At 54.3% G+C, this 19449-nt stretch carries 18 protein-coding genes; 14 read left to right on the top strand and 4 right to left on the bottom strand.

Annotation, left to right across the window (positions count from 1 at the left end; translation table 11 throughout):
* Positions 1-60: 60 nt before the first annotated feature.
* The 4 genes from CCY01nite_RS01170 to CCY01nite_RS01155 are packed head-to-tail and all read left to right on the top strand — an operon-like array spanning position 61 to position 1709.
* Entirely contained in the window at positions 61-510 is a 450-nt protein-coding gene (locus CCY01nite_RS01170; protein ID WP_222614289.1) for a bactofilin family protein, read from the top strand.
* A complete protein-coding gene (locus CCY01nite_RS01165) occupies positions 473-700 on the top strand; it encodes an AtpZ/AtpI family protein (RefSeq protein ID WP_146857472.1) in 228 nt (75 codons plus the stop codon). The genes CCY01nite_RS01170 and CCY01nite_RS01165 overlap by 38 nt, the downstream gene beginning before the upstream one ends.
* On the top strand, positions 690-1085 hold the full coding sequence (locus CCY01nite_RS01160) for a hypothetical protein (protein ID WP_146857471.1): 396 nt from the start codon (positions 690-692) through the stop codon (positions 1083-1085). Before CCY01nite_RS01165 ends, CCY01nite_RS01160 begins: the two co-directional genes overlap by 11 nt.
* A gap of 3 nt (positions 1086-1088) precedes the next feature.
* Complete coding sequence (locus CCY01nite_RS01155) at positions 1089-1709, top strand: SprT-like domain-containing protein (protein ID WP_146857470.1); 621 nt, start codon at positions 1089-1091, stop codon at positions 1707-1709.
* An 81-nt stretch (positions 1710-1790) separates the two neighbouring features.
* On the opposite strand, the gene CCY01nite_RS01150 is transcribed toward CCY01nite_RS01155, so the two are convergent.
* The 4 genes from CCY01nite_RS01150 to sucC all read right to left on the bottom strand — a co-directional run bounded on the left by CCY01nite_RS01150 (position 1791) and on the right by sucC (position 6737).
* Entirely contained in the window at positions 1791-2198 is a 408-nt protein-coding gene (locus CCY01nite_RS01150; protein WP_146857469.1) for an OsmC family protein, read from the bottom strand.
* A gap of 90 nt (positions 2199-2288) precedes the next feature.
* A complete protein-coding gene (locus tag CCY01nite_RS01145) occupies positions 2289-4199 on the bottom strand; it encodes a DUF4139 domain-containing protein (protein ID WP_186830839.1) in 1911 nt (636 codons plus the stop codon).
* Positions 4200-4362: 163 nt separating this feature from the next.
* A complete protein-coding gene (locus tag CCY01nite_RS01140; protein WP_146857467.1) occupies positions 4363-5388 on the bottom strand; it encodes a DUF4407 domain-containing protein in 1026 nt (341 codons plus the stop codon).
* 134 nt (positions 5389-5522) lie between these two features.
* Positions 5523-6737, bottom strand: coding sequence for an ADP-forming succinate--CoA ligase subunit beta (gene sucC, locus CCY01nite_RS01135; protein ID WP_146857466.1), 1215 nt, complete (start codon positions 6735-6737; stop codon positions 5523-5525).
* A gap of 116 nt (positions 6738-6853) precedes the next feature.
* On the opposite strand from sucC, the gene CCY01nite_RS01130 reads away from it, so the two are divergent.
* The 10 genes from CCY01nite_RS01130 to CCY01nite_RS01085 all read left to right on the top strand — a co-directional run bounded on the left by CCY01nite_RS01130 (position 6854) and on the right by CCY01nite_RS01085 (position 19425).
* Complete coding sequence (locus tag CCY01nite_RS01130) at positions 6854-7666, top strand: purine-nucleoside phosphorylase (RefSeq protein WP_146857465.1); 813 nt, start codon at positions 6854-6856, stop codon at positions 7664-7666.
* Positions 7667-7696: 30 nt separating this feature from the next.
* Positions 7697-9679: a putative porin gene (locus CCY01nite_RS01125; protein WP_146857464.1), complete on the top strand. Its 1983-nt coding sequence runs from the start codon at positions 7697-7699 to the stop codon at positions 9677-9679.
* A 19-nt stretch (positions 9680-9698) separates the two neighbouring features.
* The gene (locus CCY01nite_RS01120; RefSeq protein ID WP_146857463.1) at positions 9699-10088 is read left to right on the top strand and encodes an HYC_CC_PP family protein; all 390 of its coding nucleotides are present in this window, start codon (positions 9699-9701) and stop codon (positions 10086-10088) included.
* A 125-nt stretch (positions 10089-10213) separates the two neighbouring features.
* The gene (locus CCY01nite_RS01115; RefSeq protein WP_146857462.1) at positions 10214-10768 is read left to right on the top strand and encodes a heavy-metal-associated domain-containing protein; all 555 of its coding nucleotides are present in this window, start codon (positions 10214-10216) and stop codon (positions 10766-10768) included.
* A gap of 10 nt (positions 10769-10778) precedes the next feature.
* Positions 10779-11645 (top strand): hypothetical protein, encoded by an 867-nt coding sequence (locus CCY01nite_RS01110; RefSeq protein ID WP_146857461.1) that lies wholly within the window; start codon positions 10779-10781, stop codon positions 11643-11645.
* Between the two features lies 1 nt (position 11646).
* On the top strand, positions 11647-12219 hold the full coding sequence (locus CCY01nite_RS01105) for an AraC family transcriptional regulator (protein WP_146857460.1): 573 nt from the start codon (positions 11647-11649) through the stop codon (positions 12217-12219).
* 145 nt (positions 12220-12364) lie between these two features.
* On the top strand, positions 12365-12949 hold the full coding sequence (locus CCY01nite_RS01100) for an RNA polymerase sigma-70 factor (RefSeq protein WP_146857459.1): 585 nt from the start codon (positions 12365-12367) through the stop codon (positions 12947-12949).
* A 77-nt stretch (positions 12950-13026) separates the two neighbouring features.
* A complete protein-coding gene (locus tag CCY01nite_RS01095) occupies positions 13027-14202 on the top strand; it encodes a FecR family protein (RefSeq protein WP_146857458.1) in 1176 nt (391 codons plus the stop codon).
* 36 nt (positions 14203-14238) lie between these two features.
* Positions 14239-17619 (top strand): TonB-dependent receptor, encoded by a 3381-nt coding sequence (locus tag CCY01nite_RS01090; RefSeq protein ID WP_146857457.1) that lies wholly within the window; start codon positions 14239-14241, stop codon positions 17617-17619.
* A gap of 24 nt (positions 17620-17643) precedes the next feature.
* On the top strand, positions 17644-19425 hold the full coding sequence (locus CCY01nite_RS01085; protein WP_146857456.1) for a RagB/SusD family nutrient uptake outer membrane protein: 1782 nt from the start codon (positions 17644-17646) through the stop codon (positions 19423-19425).
* Positions 19426-19449: the final 24 nt, after the last annotated feature.

The raw sequence follows: 19449 nt of genomic DNA, 5'->3' as shown, positions 1-19449 counted from the left end.
TATTCTATTTTTTTACTATCTTAGAACCGTATCTTTCAAAACTGAAAAACCTTTTCACCTATGTTTAACCAGAACAAGAAAAGCGAAAGCAAGGGCATCATGCCTACGTCCAACATTAATCTCATCGGTAACGGCACATCCATCCAGGGAGATATTGTATGTGAGGGAGACATCCGCATAGACGGGCAGGTGAACGGCCTGGTGTCAACCAAAGCGAAGATCGTGGTTGGTCCGGAAGGAGAGATCACCGGCGACCTCGTATGCCAGAGCGCTGACATCCTGGGCAAGGTGACAGGGATCATTAAAGTAGACGATCTGCTGTTCCTGAAAGGCAATGCAGCGATCAAAGGCGATATATACACGGCGCATTTTGAAATGGAGCCTACGGTGAAATTCAATGGCCGCTGCTACATGGACCCTGCGGATGCGCCAGCACCCGGCAGCTCGGCAGACAAACATGCTGATACCAGACATGACAGATCCCTCGTCCAGGAAGAAGAGACCGTATAACCTGCTCTGGCGGTATACCGGCCTGGCGTTCCAGATGCTGGCGGCCATAGGTGTGTCCTTATGGCTGGGCCACCTGCTGGACGACTGGCTCGGCATGCGTTTCCCGCTTTTCATGATCATTTTTTCTTTACTGGCTTTAGCGCTACTTTTGTGGCAAATTGTTAAAGACACCAGTAAGCATGACCGATAAATTCATTCTCTGGCTGGCAGCAGTTTTTATACTGGTCACTGCCGCCCTCTTTTCTCTTCAAGGCTGGTTGGTGCAGACCCTGGGTGTGCACTTTGAGGTACTGGTGACAGGAAACATCGCGATGGCCCTGATCACCCTCATCAGCTATTCCCTCAACCGTAAAGGCATGAAGGCAGAGAACCCGAACGTTTTCGTGCGCTCGGTATATGCCTCCACCCTGGCCAAGCTGATGCTGTGCGCCATCGGCATTATCATCTATGTATTGATGAACCGCAGTACGGTGAGCAAAGCCACCGTTTTTCTGTTAATGTTCTTTTACCTCGTGTACACCGTGTTCGAGACCATGCACCTGTACCGTATCAGCATCAAGCAAAAGAAACCGTAAACATTGAAGCAGGAAGCTCCTTTACAGGCATTGGCCGGCTATCTGCCCGAAGGCACCTTTGAGCAGGTGATCACCTATATTACCCAATATAAGGTGCACCTGACCATTACCCGCGAACGGCAGAGCGTGCTCGGCGATTACCGGCATCCTTACGAGAACAAGGGGCACCGCATCAGCATCAACGGCGGGCTGAACAAATATGCTTTCCTGCTGACGCTGCTGCACGAGATCGCTCATCTTGTCACTTTCATGAAATACGGCCACAGCGTTTCCGCTCATGGCAAAGAATGGAAGCACGAGTACAGCCTGATACTGCGGGAATTTGTAGGAAAGGAATATATGCCGCATGATGTGGAGAGCGCTGTGCGGGACAGCCTGCATAACCCCGCCGCAAGCTCCTGTGCGGATGAAGCGCTGATGCGCGTTTTGAAGCGGTATGACCGGCAGCGGGAGAATCATTACCTGGTGGAGCAACTGCCGTTCGGCCAGCTGTTCAAAACAAAGGACGGGCGCGTTTTCCGTAAAGGCGAGCGTATCCGCAAGCGTTTCCGCTGCGAGGAGGTGCCGTCTAAAAGGATCTATCTTTTCAGCCCCGTGTATGAAGTGGAGCTGGTCAGCGAGTGACCTCGATCCGGGGGCCTGTGCCGGAGCGTTGCTGATCAGCGGGTGACCCTGATCTGAAGGGCTCTGCCAGAGCGTTGTAGGTCAGCGGGTGACCTCGATCTGGTTGAGCTTCACCGGCGTGCCCGTTCTCAGCGAATGCGGGATCTCCGCCACCTGGTCAATGAACCGTATCATTTCCTCGATCTTTTCCCGCGGCGCGGACGACTTTACCCGGACATCATACCGGATGTTGCGCGCATGCGCCGGTTCCCCGCTCCAGTCGCCGTTAATCACGATCTCCACATCGCTGATCTCCAGCTCCAGGTTGGCCGCTTCGCGATACAGGTCGTTACAGATACTTGCGCCGATAGACATCATGAACAGTTCTTCCCCGCTGAAACCGATGCCGAGCCCGCCGGCGCGGGGCGTACGGTCTATCACCAGGCTGCGCGGCCCAGCCCATCCCGCCGCCGCACTGCTGTCGTGGATTGTTTTGATATGTATTTGCATAGCATGTTTAATGTACGCAAACTTGGGGGGATAAACAAAAACCTCCCGCCGGACGACGGGAGGCTTGCGGATAAACGGACGGAGACCGTATCAATCCAGGTTTACCACGCGGTCTTTTGGATACTTCACGGTGTATTGCAATTGTGTCTTCTTCTCTTCCTTCGGCGCGATGCTCAGGTCCCAGGTCAGTTTCTGCGTGTTTTCGTCCAGCTTCGCACCCGGATGCTCCATTTTGCTGATCTCTATTTCCCGTTGCACGGACACCGGCAGCTGGTCTTCCAGGAGCAGGCGCACCGGCTCGCGTTTGTTGTTGCGCACGCTGATCTCCCAGTGGCGGGTCACCACCTGGTTGCTGCCGAGGTACTGGCTTTTTGAAAATGCCTTTTGCAGCTTGCGGTTGAGCACGATGCCTTTGTCTTTTCCGAGGGAAACGAACAGCGTGTCTGAAGCGGTTTGCAGGTTGAGCAGGGACTTGCCGAGGTAAGTGCCTTCAAAATAGATGCTGGTCTCGCCTTCCAGCAGGTTCAGCTGCTGCCAGTCCGTGATGCCCGCGAGCAGGTAAGCGGAAAGGTCCAGTTTCGGCGCGGCATGATATTCATATGAGGCGGGCACTTCCATTTCGCGGATGTTCACCGTGTAGGGCTTGCCGTCAGACGGAACGGTATAGGCGGTGGCGATATCGAAGTGAACGCTGGTGCTGTGGAAAGTGGTGCCCACTTCCAGCGGTATCTCCGATTGCTTTTGCGTGCGCGGCGCTGGTGCGGAGGAAACGCCCCTGATCATCACACCGGATGCGGCGCCGGTCAACAATGATTTTTTTTCCTGTGCGCCGTAACCCACTACCACTACTTCTTCCATCAATTTCGCATCCGGCTGCATATATACTTCGAGGTATTTCCCGTTCAGGCTGATCTCCCGCTGCATGTAGCCAATGTAGCTGATCTTCAGCGCTGTTGCGTCCGGCGGCAGCTGAAGGCTGAATTCACCTTTTTCGTTTGTTACGGTGCCGATGGTGCGGCCGGGGATGGTGATGCTCACATGGGGCAGCGGCCGCCCGCTTTCATCGTATATCCGTCCACGTGCTTCATTTTTCCCCACGCTGCCTTGCTGTATCCGCGCGGCCATCATTTCCTGGCGGCTGTAAAAGGCGCGCATCAGCCAGGGTTGCAGTTCGGGTTTCAGGCCGCTTTCGGAGGGATTGCCGCTGGAAAGGCTCAGCTTCACGTTCTTCCATTCTTCGCCGCATTGCTGGAACACATTCGCTTTATAGGCGAGGGCCATCGGCTGGCTGATGCTTTCCACACGCAGGTCGTAGCTCGGGTACCAGCCGGCGTTCTTCACCATATAGCTGAGCGTGAGCTGGCCGTTGATATTTTCTTTGGAGGATACGGTGATGAGCAGGTCGCTGGTGGAAGTATCTTTCGCAGCCATCAGGGCTTGTTGCTGGGCGATCAGGCGGCTGATGCTTTCATTGAGCTGCGTGATATTTTTTTCGATGCTGATCTGCTGTTCCAGCACTTCGGAGAGCCTTGCTCGCTGGAAGTCCAGCGCCTCGCGGAGGTCCTGTGTTTTGAGGCCGGTAGTGGTGCCGCGGAGGTCCTGGTTTTTTGCAAGCATCGCCTCTTCCTGCGCAAATACTTTCTGGCGCGCTTTTTCATGTGTCACCTTTTCTTCCAGCGCTTCTTGCTGCTGTTGCAGTTTTTCGATCTCTTCGATGGGCGCCTGTCCGCGCAGGTAATTCCTTTCGCGGGAAACGGACAGGATGGTGAACGGCCCCTGGCCCCGCACCTGTATGCTTTTCTCTTCCAGTTCGGGCGATATCTGCGGGAATACGAGGGTGGTGGTGCCCGCGGGGATGGATGTGGTGGCGGAGCGCATCACCTGCGCGCCCTGCATGAACACGGTTACTTTGTCGATCTTCGACTGTACCGTTTGCTTTTTCGTTTGTGCGTTAGCGTAAAAGCAGGTAATGGATAGCAGTAAGGAGAGATATATTTTCATACAAAGGGATTTATGGGCAGGATGCTGGTTTTTTCCTGATTCCATAAATCCCTGAAAAAAAAATTCATGTAAGCGCTGTGCGCTTGCTGGGGTTCATGCGGACGGGGTATCACAAAGCCGTGCGCTTCGGCAAACATTGCAGATGCTCAACGAATGCCCTTTCTCACGTATAAACCGTGCGCTTCAGCCTCGCTTCGCTTTCCGCTGTCTTTTTCGCGATGCGCTCGTCCGTTTCCATGGTGAGCATGGCTTTCCTTTCCTTTTTATGCATGATGAAGCTGTATTCATGCTGTTCCAGCAGATCGTCATACGGCCCCCTCGGCGAAATGAGCTTCACGAACACCGGCGCTGTTTCAATAGCCACGAACAGGAGCATGATGAACCAGTTGGCCCAGCGGATGGGCGCGCTGTTTTTCGTCAATGTGCCGAGCGCATCGAGGCGGGACGCGAACCCGTCGATGCTGCCGCGTTTCAGCTGGGTGATGCCGGCGGTAACCGTAGAATCCACCTGCGCCAGTTCCCGGCTGAGCGCCCGGTGGCGCTGCTGCAAGGCCGCCAGTGCGGCGCCCGCGCTGTCCGCGTCCGCCTTTTTAGCTTTATAGATGGGGCCGAGGTTGCGGATGCGGGAGCCGCCGGTGCCGTCCGCTTCCTGCTGCGCGATGAGCATCAATGTATCCCGGCGGGCCGCCTGCCGGTCGATCTCCGCCTGCAGGGCCTGTATCCGGTTTTTGATCTCAAGGCTCCGGGCCTGGTAACGTTCCTGCACCTTTTCTTCCTGCGTCCTGAACTTTTGCTGTTCCATGATCACCAGCTCCGCCTGTATCTCCTTGTCGAAGACCCTGAGTTCCAGCGGCTTGGAGATCACCACGGCGATCAGCACGGCCAGAACGACCCGCGGCAGCGCCATCCACAGCTCCTGCCCGAATTTGTCCCGCTTTTTCATGCTGGACACAATGTAACGGTCCAGGTTGAAGATCATCAATCCCCAAACGAGCGCGAAGAGCACGGCGGCCCAGGGTTCCTGGAAAACCGTCCACAGGGCATATCCGCCCGAGAGCGCGGCCAGCAGGCCCGTAAAGAAAATGGTGGCGCCGATCCCCGCGTATTTATTCATTTCAGCGGGAGCGCGCCGCAGCATCGGCAGATGTGCGCCGGAGCAGATAAGGAAGAATTGGCGAATACGTAACATACTATCGGATTAAACGACCCAATGCATGTTCAGATTATAAGGATGGAGGAATAAAGGTAGGGGATTTACCCCCAAAAAGCAAAAGGCCGACCTATCAGGCCAGCCTTTTTTATCGGGTAACATTTTCTCAATTGTTATGCGCTCACGGCTTTGTTCACCAGTGTAGCGGCTTCGCTCAGCAGGATGGCGGACTGCACTTTCAGGCCGCTGTCTTCGATGAGCTGTTTGGCTTCCTCGGCATTGGTGCCCTGCAAACGTACGATGATGGGTACGTTGATGGTGCCGATGGAATTATAGGCGTCGATCACACCCTGCGCAACCCTGTCGCAACGCACAATACCGCCGAAGATATTGATCAGGATGGCTTTTACTTTCGGATCTTTCAGGATGATGCGGAAGCCGGCTTCTACGGTCTGGGCATTGGCGGTGCCGCCTACGTCCAGGAAGTTGGCGGGTTCGCCGCCGCTCAGCTTGATCATGTCCATCGTGGCCATGGCCAGGCCGGCGCCGTTCACCATACAGCCCACGTTACCGTCGAGTTTCACGAAGTTCAGGTTGTGTTTGCCTGCTTCCACTTCCGTGGGATCTTCTTCGGTCACGTCGCGCAGCGCTACCAGGTCGGGGTGGCGGAGCAGGGCGTTATCGTCCAGGTTCATTTTACAGTCTACCGCGATGATCTTTTCGTCGCTGGTCTTGAACAGCGGGTTGATCTCGAGCATGGCGGCATCGAGGCCCACGTACGCATTGTACAGGTTGGTCACGAATTTTACCATGTTTTTGAACGCTTCGCCTTTCAGGCCGAAGTTGAAAGCGATCTTCCGCGCCTGGAATCCCTGCAGCGGGCCGCCGGGATGTACCAGTTCCTTAAATATCTTGTCCGGCGTGTTATGGGCCACTTCTTCAATGTCCATACCGCCTTCGGTGGAGTACATGATCACGTTCTGGCCTTTCGCCCTGTCCAGCAGGATGGAAAGGTAGAATTCCTTTACAGGATTGGGGCCGGGATAGTAAACGTCCTGTGCTACCAGCACCTTGTTCACTACTTTACCCGCCGGGCCTGTTTGTATGGTCACCAGTGTGCCGCCAAGGATGTTGCCGGCAATGGTTTTTACGTCTTCTGAATTTTTTCCTACCGCCACACCGCGCTGCTCAGTACCATTCACCTTGCCTTTACCACGGCCACCGGCGTGGATTTGCGCTTTAACAACAGCGAACTCGTTGCCAAACTGCACTTTCAGTTGCTTGTAAGCTTCCGCCGCTGCTTCGGGAGTATCTACCGGGATACCTTCCTGTACCGGTACGTTATATTTTTTCAACAGTTCCTTAGCCTGGTACTCGTGTAAATTCATCGGTATTTAATTTTGGCCGCTAATTTAGTCAATTTATGTTTTAGATAGGTGATTTCTTTGAAGGAAGCTGATAGTATTCATTATAGAATTAACTTTGCCGGGCACAAATAAGGGGTATGCTGACACAGATCAAGGAAGCTACGGCTTACATACAACAGTTCGTTACGGAGCCGCCGCAGGCCGGCATTATCCTGGGCAGCGGCCTGGGCAACCTCGCCGCGGAGATTACGGACAGCACGGAAATATCCTACAACGATATCCCGCACTTTCCGCCCGCAACGGTGGAGGGCCATTCCGGCCGGCTGATCCTAGGGAAGCTGGGCGGCCGCCCCATTGTGGCCATGGCCGGCCGTTTTCATTATTACGAAGGGCTGAGTATGCAGCAGGTGACGTTTCCCGTGCGGGTGATGAAGGCCCTGGGCATTCATACCCTGCTGATCTCGAACGCCGCGGGCGGCATGAACAGCCAATTCAAAGTAGGCGATCTGATGATCATCACCGATCATATCAACCTTCAGCCGGAGCACCCGCTGCGCGGAAAGAACATCGACGAGCTGGGCCCCCGCTTCCCTGACATGAGCGAGCCCTACGCCAAAACGCTCATCGCAAAAGTAAAATCCATCGCAGCGCGCAAAAACATACCTTTACACACCGGCGTTTATGTAGGCGTACAAGGCCCGACCTTTGAAACCCGCGCCGAATACAGGTTCATGCACATCATCGGGGGAGATGCCGTGGGCATGAGCACCGTGCCCGAAGTGATCGTAGCCATTCACAGCGGCCTGAAAGTGTTCGCCATGAGCGTGATCACGGACATGGGCATCCGGGAAGAAGACAATGTGATCACCCACGAAGAAGTACTGGCCGCGGCCAGGGCGGCGGAACCACATTTAACATATATTTTCAGCGAACTGGTCCAACAATTGTAAGGAATTGCGGGCCCTACACGAATCATCAGAATGAGGCAGTTCATCATCTTTTTTCTTTTGCTGACAGGCACCGGCGCCGCCGTACAGGCGCAATTTAACACCAGCCGCCTCCCGGTGGGAGGGGGTGGCGGCGGCTCCATGCAGCGGGATACCACCAAGCACGAACACGAGCCGGATACGCTCACCCTCCGCTACCGCTACCTGGACGAGCCCACTGACTTTATGCTGGACTCCTCCATCTACGACTTTAACCTGAACTACCTCCGCGTTCCCGCCAGCTATTCCACCCTCGGCAACAACGGCACCGCGGCCCGCAACCTCATCTTCACACCCCGCATGCAGGCCGGCTTCGACCCCGGCTTTCACGCCTTCGATATTTACGGTTTCAATCATCAGAATGCCCGCTTCTACACCACCACCCGCCCGTATTCCGAGCTGGGCTACCTCATCGGCGGCCAGCAGGAGCAGATGATCAACCTCATGCACACCCAGAACCGCGGCCAGAAGTTCAATTTCTCGTTCGATTACCGGAAAGTGAACTCCCCCGGATTTTACCTGAACCAGAACACCAATCACGATACCTACCGCGTAACGGCCAATTACAACAGCCAGAACAAACGGTACCACATCCTGATGAGCTATTACCTGAACAAGTTCAACGGCGGGGAGAACGGCGGCATCCGCGCAGACTCGTTCCTGCACAAACCCGAATACGACCGGCTGCGCCTCATTCCCACCAAGCTCGGCGGGGATGCCACAGAAACCGCCACTTTTTTCAATACCGTCATCCCCGTGAAGAACGCTTACCAGGAAGCCAGCTTTTTGCTGCGTCAGCAGTACGACTGGGGCCGCGGCGACACCGTGCACGTGAATGACACTACGGAATATTACAAGTTCGATCCGGTGTTCAGGGTGGAACATACCTTCACCTACACCCAGAACACCTACCGCTATATGGATACGGAACCGGATTCCACTTATTATCCCTCGCGGTACGGCTTCAACATCCTGCCCGCCAACCTCGGCAACGATTCCGTGCTGTCCCGCCACCAATGGCGCATCCTCTCCAACGACCTGTCGCTCATGCAGTTTCCCGTGCGGGGAAACATGGCGCACTTCATCCGGGTAGGAGCAGGCTTCGATAATATCATCGGGGAATTCATGCGCAGCAGCGTCACCTTCCAGAACCTGCACATTCACGGCGAATACCGGAACAAAACGAAGAACGGCAAATGGGACCTGCAGGGCCGCGGCGAACTGTACCTGCTCGGCGAAAACGCCGGCGATTACATGGCGATGGGAACACTGAGCAGGTATATCAACGATCTGTTCGGCAACGTGAGCCTCATGGCGAAGAACGTGAACAAGGAACCGTCTTACATCTACCGGTATTTTGAGCTGAATCACGGCAAGGTGTACCGCAATGCGGACATCGGCAAGGAAAACATCACCCAGCTGCAGTTCAGGGCCGATAACCGGCGGCTGCAATACAACCTCCAGGCGAACTACTACCTGTTCAACAAATACACCTATTTCAAGAGCTTTTCCGAAAGCGAGCAGTTCACCGGTCTGTTTAACATGCTGCAGATCATCTTTCATAAACGTGTGAACGTAGGCAGCTTTTTCTGGGATGCGGACTTTGCCTTCCAGCAGATCGCCGGCAACGCGCCCATCAACATTCCAACGATCTGGACGCGCCACCGTTTTGCCTACAACGGGCAGCTGTACAAAAACCTGAACCTCTATACCGGCATCGAAGCCAAATACAATACGCCTTTTTACGCGGATGACTATTCGCCGGTGCTCGGCCAGTATTTTTATCAGAATACAGAGCAGTTTTCCAACTATCCGGAAGTTGCGGCATTCGTTCACTTCCGGATCAAATCCTTCACCGCATACGTACGCGCGGAGAACCTGAACATTTTTGTGCTCGACCGGAATTTCTACGCGCCCTCGTACCCTTCCAACAATTTTGCGCTGCGGGTAGGGCTGCGGTGGTGGTATATAAACTAAAAAGCCTAATTTTGTAAAGATGAAGAAAATGCTCACCATATGTTTTGCTGTGCTGTACACGCTGATAACCAGCGGGTTCACAGTGAATGTGCATTATTGCATGGGTGAGCTGGCTTCCATCGATCTGCACGATTCCCATGATAACAGCTGCGGCAAATGCGGCATGCCGGTAAAGGGGGATTGCTGCCAGGATGAGGCCAAATGGCTGAAGGTGGATGATTCCCAAATGGCCGCCAAGGCTTTTGCCGGGCTTACCCATTCCATCACCGCCATTCCTGTTACGCTGCAGCCCGCATGGCTGCAAACCGCTCCTGTTCAACCGGCATTGCAGGCCTGGGCGCCGCATCACGCGCCACCGCCGGGCACCGCTGTTCCCCTTTTTACCCGCCATTGCACTTTCCTGATCTGATACCGGAATAATACCCGCATTTGAAACCGGGCTTGCTCATGCGAGGTTATCCCGGTCATGTTAAATTCTTTAGGTTTCGATGCATCTCTGATGTCATCTGCCGCTAAAAAATCAAATCTTATCAGATGAAAGCTATTATCATTGCGCTGTCATTACTGGCCGGTATCCAGTTTTCAGCATCCGCACAACAATATAAAAAAGCTGCATTACAGGCCGCCGGCCTTACCTGCGCCATGTGTTCCAACGCAACGTTCAAAGCGCTGAAAACACTTCCTTTTGTAGACAGGATCGATACGGACCTCAATAACACCACCTTTGTGCTGCACTTCAAGCCCGGCTCCGCCGTTAACCTGGACCAGATCAAGAGCAAGGTGGAAAATGCAGGCTTCTCCGTGGCAAAGCTCACCGTTACCGCCAGCTTCGATAAAGTGAAGATCGAAAACGATGCGCACATCAACTTTGCCGGCCAGACGCTGCATTTCATGAACGTACAGCCGCAGGTATTGCAGGGCGACAAGGACATCACTGTGATCGACAAGGATTTCATCTCCGCCAAATCCTTTAAAAGCTACAGCGCAAAAACATCTATGCCCTGCTACAAAACAGGTACCATGGCGGATTGCTGCAAGCCCGCCAATGGCGCGGCGTCGGACAAACGGGTTTATCACGTGACCATCTAAACACCGCAACATGCAAAAACTATTGACCTTGCTGGTGTTCGTCTGCACCGCTTCTGCCGCGCAGGCGCAGGAACTGTATGTGAACAGCGAGCCCGCCAGCAATATGGCCACCAATTCCCTCGGCATCCGCCTGACGAACAAATTTTTCAACATGAAGCACGAAAGCGGCACCGGCATGCGCTTTGAGCCGGAAGTCATGTTCGGCTTCACAAAAAGACTGATGGTGCATGTGCTGGGATATGCCTCCAACAACATGCAGCGCGACGTACGTTTTGAAGGCGCCGGCGTTTACGCGAAGTACCGCTTTTTGTCCAACGACGACGTGCATTCCCACTTCCGCATGGCCGCTTATGTGAAAGGCTCGCTGATCGACAATCCGTATTACCCGGTGATGGGAGAGGAGCACGATCATACCGCAAAGCCTTACAGCAATGAGGAGCTGGACCTCGAAGGCATGAGCTCCGGTGTTGGCGGCGGTATCATCGCCACGCAGCTGGTGCACAAATTCGCGGTGTCCGCCACGTTGGGCTATAACCGTTTCATGAAGAACATGAAGGATGAAATACCGCTGTTCTTTTCGCGCAACGTCGCCAACTACAGCCTGTCCGCCGGCTACCTGCTGCTGCCCGTGCAATACAAAAGCTACGAGCAAACGAACCTGAACCTCTACGTGGAGCTGCTCGGCAAATCCAATATGGACCAGTACCGGGCAGGCTATTATGTGGATGTGGCGCCCGCCATCCAGTTCATCTTTAACAGCACCACGCGGCTGGACCTTTCCTACCGCACGCAGCTGTTCGGAGACATGGCGCGCAATACGGACCGCAGTTTCCTGGTAAGGATAGAACATAATATCTTTAACGTCAGAAACAGGTGACATGAACACAACGGTATTACATATCAAGAACATGGTTTGCCCGCGCTGCATCAAGATGGTGCGCTATGTGCTGGAGCACCAGGAGCTGGCCGTGGTGGATGTCAGCCTCGGTAAAGCGATCGTGGAAGGCGCGCCCGATGCGGAACAAATAGGGCGCATTGCCAAAGCGCTGGAAGAAGAAGGCTTCACCTTGCTGGACGACCGCCGGCTGCAAACCGTGGAAAGCATCAAGAACTTTGTGATAGAAACGGTGCATTACGGTGAGCTGGACGAGCTGAACGAGAACTTCTCCACCCTGCTGTCCCAGCATTTGCAGAAAGACTATCAGCAGCTGAGCAAGCTGTTCTCTGAAACGGAGCATACCACCATCGAGCAATATGTGATCCAGCAAAAAATAGAAAGGGTGAAAGAGCTGCTGGTATATAATGAGCTGACGTTGAGCGAGATCGCTTATAAGCTGGGATACAGCAGCGTAGCGCATTTATCCGGGCAGTTCAAGAAAGTCACCGGCCTTACGCCCAGTCATTTCAAGGCGGTGAAAGAAGAAAAGCGCAAGCCGCTGGACAAGATATGATCAGTATGTAATAAGAAAATACCAATAACGGCCGGAATGGAAAAAATCTTTTTCAAACCGGCCGTTACCTTTTTGTAATCGCCTGTATAATCTCCGCTTTTTTGCTAATTTTAGCCGGGCCAACAAGCGAAGGCTTTTCAGGAAAATGCAGGATATTCTACATAACGAAAGAGAACTGCTTTGCCAGGTAGCCGCCGGAGAACAGCAGGCATTTACCACGCTGGTAGCTGCATATTCCTCCAGGATCTATGCCCATGTATTGACCTATATCAAGAACGCCCCGCTTTCCGAAGAGATCACCCAGGATATATTTTTACAGATATGGCATCACCGGCAGGATCTTCCGGGGATCGTGAATTTCCCGGGATACCTGCACATCGTCACCCGCAACCGCACCATTTCCGAATTGCGTAAAAAGCTGGAACGCCTTGGCGGGTCGGCGGAAGATGCGGAGAAGGATACGCTGACGCCTTTGCGGCAACTGGAATACCGGCAGCTGTCGGACGTACTGTTGCGGGGAATAGAACTATTGCCGCCGCGCCGGAAACAGGTATTCCGCATGAGCCGTTTCGAAGGCATGAGCTACGACCGCATCGCCAATGAGTTAGGTATCTCCAAAGGCACGGTGAATGAGCACATGGTGCAGGCGCTGCTCTTTCTGCGGTCTTACCTGAAAAGCCATATGGGCACCGTTCTCTCCCTTTCTTTTTTATTATCCGCCCCGCTTTAGCACTTTTTTTAAAAAAATTTGCCGGCGCACCCTATTGCGGTCTTTTTTTCTGCGTCTATTTAATTGCGAGCATACGTATGGACACTGACAACTTCAAAAAGCTGATCGATCAGTATATATCGGGAACCCTGAACGATGAGGGCAAGGCGGCACTGCGCAAGCTGCTGGATGATCCCCGGTATGTGCGGGAGCTGGAACAGGTGATGGACCGGCAACTGGAAGCCTCCGCCGCGGGCGGGGAGCAATATCCCGAAGTGGCGGACCGCATTAAAACGGCCATTGAAGCGAAGATACGGGAAGAGGCGCGGGTACGCAGGATGCCTGTTCGCAGAACATGGCCCTGGGCAGCGGCGGCAGCGGCCGTTGTATTGTTACTGGGCGGTGCGCTGTTCACCGGCGTTTTCAGAAATGAAAAAACGCTGCAACAGGGAATACCCACCCAAACGGCCAGCGTAACGCCCGGCAGCACCAAAGCCGTGCTCACGCTGGCGGACGGCAGCACCATTACGCTGGACAGTTCCGGCAACCGGGTGATACAGCAAGGCGTTGCCACCATCCGTCAGAACGCCGGCGCGCTGGAATATGCCGCCAGCGGCAGGCAGGCCACCACCAGCTACAACATTCTCACAACGCCCACCGGCGGGCAGTACCAGCTGACGCTGCCGGACGGGTCGCGGATATGGCTGAACGCCTCTTCATCCCTGCGTTTCCCCACAACTTTTTCCGGCAGCGAAAGGATCGTGGAGCTGAAAGGAGAAGCCTACTTCGAGATCGCAAAAGATATGAACATGCCTTTTAAAGTAAAGGTGAATAACGATATGGAAGTAGCCGTGCTCGGCACGCATTTTAATATCATGGCCTATGCCGATGAAAGCCACGTGACCACCACCCTCCTGGAAGGCGCCGTAAAAGTGCTGAACAGGAATAAGGAAGTACTGCTGAACGTAGGGCAGCAGGCACTTTTCAACCACCGAACGAAAGACCTGAAAGTAACGCCGGGCGATGTGGAAGGCGCGGTGGCATGGAAGAACAGCTACTTTAAATTTACCGATGAAAGCATTCAAAGTGTGATGAGAAAGATCGCCCGCTGGTACGACGTGGAAGTCGAATACCGGGGCAATGTCAACCAAAAAGCCCTGTGGGGCACCATTTCCCGGTTCGAGAATATCACCGAAGTACTACAGATGCTGGAGCTGACAGGAACAATGCACTTCAGCATGGAAGGCCGAAAAGTCATCGTATCACAAAAATAGCAGTAACAACTCAGTAAACTTCAATCATTCCCAGTTATGAAATTTTCCTTTCCCGTTCCAAACAGGAAACAGACCGGTGCGTCCCATAGCTTCCTGCTATGCCTGCCTTTGACGCTACTCTTGATGTTCGCCAGCTTGCTGGATGTAAATGCCCGCTGTTATGCGCAGGGCATCACCTTATCCGTAGAAAAAGCCACCCTTGAAGAGGTATTCCTGGAGATCAGGAAACAGGCGGGATACAATGTGCTTTGTGACGGGGACATTGTACAGACGCCTGTTGCAGCGCTGCGCTTCAGCAACGCCAAAGTGGAAACCGTATTGCAGAAATGTTTTGAAGGCAAACCGCTGGCATACACCATCCGCCGCAACACCATCGTGGTGACCCGGAAGGAAGCGGCCAAACCCGCGCCCGCAGTGCCGGCGGACATTGTTGTAACCGGCACCGTAACAGACAAAAAAGGCGAACCGCTGCCCGGCGTCAGCATCAAGATCAAAGGCACCAACACCGGCACCGCTACGGATGCGGACGGCCGCTTCAGGATCACCGTAGCGGATGCCGGCAGCATCCTGGTGTTCACCTATATGGGCTTCACGCCGCAGGAGATCGCCGTGAAAGAACCCGGCGCCATCAATGTAACGCTGGCGGAAGCCGTGGCCGATCTGAATGAGGCAGTAGTAGTGGGATATGGCACCCAGCGGAAAGGGAACATCACCGGTTCCATCGCTACGGTTTCTTCCGATGCCATCACCAAAGCGCCCGTTGCCAGTCCAACGAACGCACTGGCCGGCCGTTTGCCGGGACTGATCTCCTTGCAGTCCAACGGCACGCCCGGCTCCGATGCGGCGCAGTTAAGCATCCGCGGCTTCGGTGATGCGCTGGTGATCGTAGACGGTATTGAAATGGATTTCCGTTTTATTGATGCGAACCAGATAGAATCCATCTCCATTCTGAAAGATGCTTCCGCTTCCATCTACGGTTCCCGTGCAGGCAACGGCGTTATACTCGTGACCACCAAACGCGGCAACAGCGGCAAGCCTGTATTTACGTTCAATACCTCGCAAACGCTGCAAGGCATCACCGTGATGCCGAAGCCGGTAACCGCCGGGCAGTTCGCGGAACTTTCCCGCGAAGAACATTTGCAGGCCGGCTTGCCGGAAGCCACCGCCCCTTTCACCGAGGATGAAGTACAAAAATATTATGAAGGCAATGATCCCCTGTTCCCGAACACGGACTGGTATAAAGAGCTGATCCGCCCCTGGGCGCCACAGCAGCAGCACAACCTTTCCGTGCGCGGCGGTAACGACGCCATCCGCTATTATGGTTTCATCGGTTTCCTGGACCAGGAAACGGTGTTCCGGAATAATGGCGGTGATTATAAACGCTACAATTTCCAGTCGAACATCGATGCGAAAATACTCGACAACCTTTCGCTGGAGCTGACCGTTGCCAATATCATCGAAGACCGGAACTTTCCGCAAACCTCCATTCAGTCCGGCGAAGCCAGCGCATGGGGATACCTGTGGAATACGCTGCCGATTTATCCCGCGCGTTTGCCCGACCCTGCCAAAGTACCTTTCGCGCATGGCAACGGCACCGGCGGCGCGCATATCGTCAGCAACAGCGAGTTGTCCGGCTACAACAATACAGACGGGCAAAGCCTCCGCGGCTCGCTGGCGTTGAACTACCAGTTTAAATTCATCAAAGGGCTTTCCGCGCGGGCTTTTGGTAACTATGCATCCAACTACGTGGCCAACCGCGTTTTTGTGAAACCCCTGCTCGCGTACACCTATGATCCTACCAGTGATGTATATACGGTGGCCGGCTCTTATGGCGGCAAGGGTACGCTGAGCACGCGCGACGACAAGAACAGGACGCTCACCGTACAATACTCGCTCAATTATGAAAGGACCTTCGCCGCGGACCACCGCGTGACCGCCCTCGCGCTCTACGAAGCGATCGACTTTAAAGGCGACTGGATCAGCGCCGGCAGGAACAACTTTCTCACCGCTTCCATCGACCAGCTGTTCGGCGGCAGCACCGTAGGCATGTCTAACAACGGCAGCGCCAGCGAAATGGGCAGAAAAAGTTATGTCGGCCGTCTGAATTATTCCTTCCGCGATAAATACCTGCTTGAATCCATTTTCCGTGCGGACGCATCCGCCAAATTCCCCGCCAGTTCAAGATGGGGTTACTTCCCCAGTGTGTCGCTCGGCTGGCGGATGTCTGAAGAAGGATTTATGCGGAACGTACATTTTGTAGACCATCTGAAATTGAGAGCCAGCTATGGCGAAGCCGGCAATGATGCCATCGGCAACTTCCAGTATTTGTCCGGCTACCAGCTCTCGCAGTACACTTACATCCTGGGCCCCGAACCGCAGTTCGGACTTGTATCCAAAGGGCTGCCCAATCCTTACATGACCTGGGAAAAGATCAGCACGTACAATGGCGGTGTTGATTTCTCGCTCATGAACAGAAAGCTCTACGGTGAACTGGACGTTTTTTACCGCAAGCGCTCCGGCATTCTCGCCAGCAGGGCCACCACCATTCCGTCTTCCTTCGGCTCGGCGCTCCCGCTGGAAAACCTCAACAGCCTGAACGACCGCGGCTTTGAAATGAACATCGGTACGGCCGGCAAGGTGGGCGAATTTACGTACAACGTGTCCGGTAATGTTTCCTGGTCAAGGTCCAAATGGGACCATTACGAGGAACCGGATTACGAAGATCCCGATCAGAAAAGGATCAATGAAAGGTCCGGCAAATGGGCGGACCGCCAGTTCGGTTACCTGGCGGACGGCCTCTTCACTTCGCAGAAAGAAATTGACGATCTTCCCTTCGACCAGGACCTGCGCGGCAATACCACGCTCCGCATCGGGGACCAGCGCCTGGTGGACGTAAACGGCGACGGTACGCTGGACTGGAAAGATCAGGTGGAGATCGGCAAGGGCACCCGGCCGCACTGGATGATGGGCCTGAATACGGACCTGCGGTACAGGAACTTCGACTTCTCCGCATTGATCCAGGGCGCGATGGGGCATCATACCTATATCACTTTTTCACAAGGCGCCAACTTCCCGTCTTATGTCTACGAAGAAAGATGGACGGAAGAAAACAACGATCCGAATGCGCTGATACCGCGTCTCGGCGGTGCGGGTACCAACAACTTCTACACGGATAACCGCTACAAGAAAGCCGGTTACGTAAGACTGAAAACCGTAGCGCTGGGTTACAGTCTTCCCAAACCTTTGCTGAACAGGCTGAAAATAGTGCAGGTAAGGTTTTACGTAGCGGCCACCAACATCCTCACCATCAACCGGCTCAAAAAGTATGACATAGATCCGGAAGCGCCCACCAGCGAAAGCGGAAGGTACTATCCGCAGCAGAAAACGATCTCCTTTGGCGCCAACCTCTCCTTTTAACAGCATACACGAAAAATACCGAACATGAAACGCACTATACATATACTCCTGATCTTCTCACTGGTATGCTCGTCCTGTTTGAAAGACGCGCTGGACAAGCAACCGCTCGATACCATCACGGACGCGGTGGTGTGGAACGACCAGGCGCTGATCAATGCCTATCTCACACAGGTATATCTTCAATTCACCATCCTCACCAATGAAACGCCCGATGCGAGCGGATCTGCCAGCGACGACTGGAACGGCCCTTTTATCATCAACGAGCTGAGCGATGAATGCATGCGTAACTGGATTTACGGGCAATCGCAGGCGAAGATGTACGCCATCACTATTTCAGGCGGTGTGCTGGACTGGTGGGAATCTTCCTACTCCGCCATCCGTACGCTGAACGAGTTCATCAAGCGGGTGCCGGAAGCGCCGGTGGATGAAAACTTCCGCAAGGTGCGCACCGCGGAAGCAAGGTTCCTGCGGGCTTTCAGCTACTTCTCCATGGTAAAGCGCTATGGCGGCGTGCCGCTGATCACCGAACCGCAGGACATCAATGCATCTTATGAAGAGCTGTACCGCAAGCGCGACAAGGAACAACAGGTGTATGATTTCATTCTCGCCGAGCTGGATGCCGCCATTCCCGATCTGCCCGAAAGAGGCGAAACGGAATACGGCCGGCCTTCCCGCTACACCGCGCTCGCGCTGAAATCAAGAGCGGCCCTCTACGCCGCCAGCATCGCGAAGTACGGCACCGTGCAGCTGGACGGGCTCGTGGGCATTGCCGCGGCTCCCGACGGATATTACCAGCAGGCTTTTGATGCGGCGGACGATATCATGAAAAGCGGACAGTATGATCTTTATGATGTGGATGCGGACAAAGTGACCAACTTCAAAAACGTTTTCCTGAAAGAGAACAACATTGAAGTGATCTGGGCGAAGCAGCATGATTACACGCAGCGGAACCTCGGCGGGAACGGATGGGTGTGGGATTTCTTCCAGGCGCCGAAGCCGCATGCCTGGAACGCCGGCAACCAGAATGCGCCTTACCTTGAAATGGCGGAGGAATTCGAGCATGTAGGCGGTACGCCCGGTACGCTGAACAGAACGGCCGTTCAGCAGGGCGTGTGGAGCATGGAAGAGTTATGGGGAGATAAAGACCCCCGTTTCTATGCCTCCATTTATACGCAGAACACGCCCTGGAAAGGCGGCCGCGTAGACTTCCACAACGGCCTGCAGCTGCCGGACGGTACTATCCAGACCAGCGGCTCTTACCAGAACGTGCCCGCAAAAGGCGATCAGATGGTAGATAACAGTTTCGGTCCGGGTTTCGGTGTGATGAAATACCTGGAAGAAACGAAAGACAATATGGGAGAACGCGCTACATCCGGCACGGATTGGCAGATATTCCGCTACGCGGAAGTGTTGCTGAACTATGCGGAAGCCGCCTTCGAACTCAATCATGCGCCCGAAGCCCTGTCCGCCATCAACGACATCCGCGAAAGGGCAGGCATACGCGAACATACTTCCATCGATATGGAAAAAATACGCCACGAAAGAAAAGTGGAGCTGGCTTTTGAAGGGCACCGCTACTGGGACCTCCGCCGCTGGAGAACCGCTGAAGACGTGCTTACCGGCCCGCACAGCGGCATGCGCTACATACTTGACTATACGACCGGAAAATATAAACTGGAGATCATCGACCAGATAGACGGCACCAGCTCAGACCCCGTGTTTTACGAACGCAACTACTATCTGCCCATTACAAATGCCCGTAGAGGTAATAATCCCAACCTGGACGAAAATCCCGGTTACCAATAAAATCCATTCACCCATAAACCCTTT

Source organism: Chitinophaga cymbidii, from assembly GCF_007992715.1.
In the GTDB taxonomy this organism is placed as follows: Bacteria; Bacteroidota; Bacteroidia; order Chitinophagales; family Chitinophagaceae; genus Chitinophaga; species Chitinophaga cymbidii.
Note: the sequence above shows the minus strand (reverse complement) of the source record. Positions and strands in the feature narration are given on the sequence as shown.

What these genes read in the sequence shown, in the direction of transcription:
- CCY01nite_RS01170 (WP_222614289.1), top strand. Translation starts at nt 61, where the DNA reads ATGTTTAACCAGAACAAGAAAAGCGAAAGCAAGGGCATCATGCCTACG.
- CCY01nite_RS01165 (WP_146857472.1), top strand. Translation starts at nt 473, where the DNA reads ATGACAGATCCCTCGTCCAGGAAGAAGAGACCGTATAACCTGCTCTGG.
- CCY01nite_RS01160 (WP_146857471.1), top strand. Translation starts at nt 690, where the DNA reads ATGACCGATAAATTCATTCTCTGGCTGGCAGCAGTTTTTATACTGGTC.
- CCY01nite_RS01150 (WP_146857469.1), bottom strand. Translation starts at nt 2,198, where the DNA reads ATGCAAATACATATCAAAACAATCCACGACAGCAGTGCGGCGGCGGGA.
- CCY01nite_RS01145 (WP_186830839.1), bottom strand. Translation starts at nt 4,199, where the DNA reads ATGAAAATATATCTCTCCTTACTGCTATCCATTACCTGCTTTTACGCT.
- CCY01nite_RS01140 (WP_146857467.1), bottom strand. Translation starts at nt 5,388, where the DNA reads ATGTTACGTATTCGCCAATTCTTCCTTATCTGCTCCGGCGCACATCTG.
- sucC (WP_146857466.1), bottom strand. Translation starts at nt 6,737, where the DNA reads ATGAATTTACACGAGTACCAGGCTAAGGAACTGTTGAAAAAATATAAC.
- CCY01nite_RS01130 (WP_146857465.1), top strand. Translation starts at nt 6,854, where the DNA reads ATGCTGACACAGATCAAGGAAGCTACGGCTTACATACAACAGTTCGTT.
- CCY01nite_RS01125 (WP_146857464.1), top strand. Translation starts at nt 7,697, where the DNA reads ATGAGGCAGTTCATCATCTTTTTTCTTTTGCTGACAGGCACCGGCGCC.
- CCY01nite_RS01120 (WP_146857463.1), top strand. Translation starts at nt 9,699, where the DNA reads ATGAAGAAAATGCTCACCATATGTTTTGCTGTGCTGTACACGCTGATA.
- CCY01nite_RS01115 (WP_146857462.1), top strand. Translation starts at nt 10,214, where the DNA reads ATGAAAGCTATTATCATTGCGCTGTCATTACTGGCCGGTATCCAGTTT.
- CCY01nite_RS01110 (WP_146857461.1), top strand. Translation starts at nt 10,779, where the DNA reads ATGCAAAAACTATTGACCTTGCTGGTGTTCGTCTGCACCGCTTCTGCC.
- CCY01nite_RS01105 (WP_146857460.1), top strand. Translation starts at nt 11,647, where the DNA reads ATGAACACAACGGTATTACATATCAAGAACATGGTTTGCCCGCGCTGC.
- CCY01nite_RS01100 (WP_146857459.1), top strand. Translation starts at nt 12,365, where the DNA reads ATGCAGGATATTCTACATAACGAAAGAGAACTGCTTTGCCAGGTAGCC.
- CCY01nite_RS01095 (WP_146857458.1), top strand. Translation starts at nt 13,027, where the DNA reads ATGGACACTGACAACTTCAAAAAGCTGATCGATCAGTATATATCGGGA.
- CCY01nite_RS01090 (WP_146857457.1), top strand. Translation starts at nt 14,239, where the DNA reads ATGAAATTTTCCTTTCCCGTTCCAAACAGGAAACAGACCGGTGCGTCC.
- CCY01nite_RS01085 (WP_146857456.1), top strand. Translation starts at nt 17,644, where the DNA reads ATGAAACGCACTATACATATACTCCTGATCTTCTCACTGGTATGCTCG.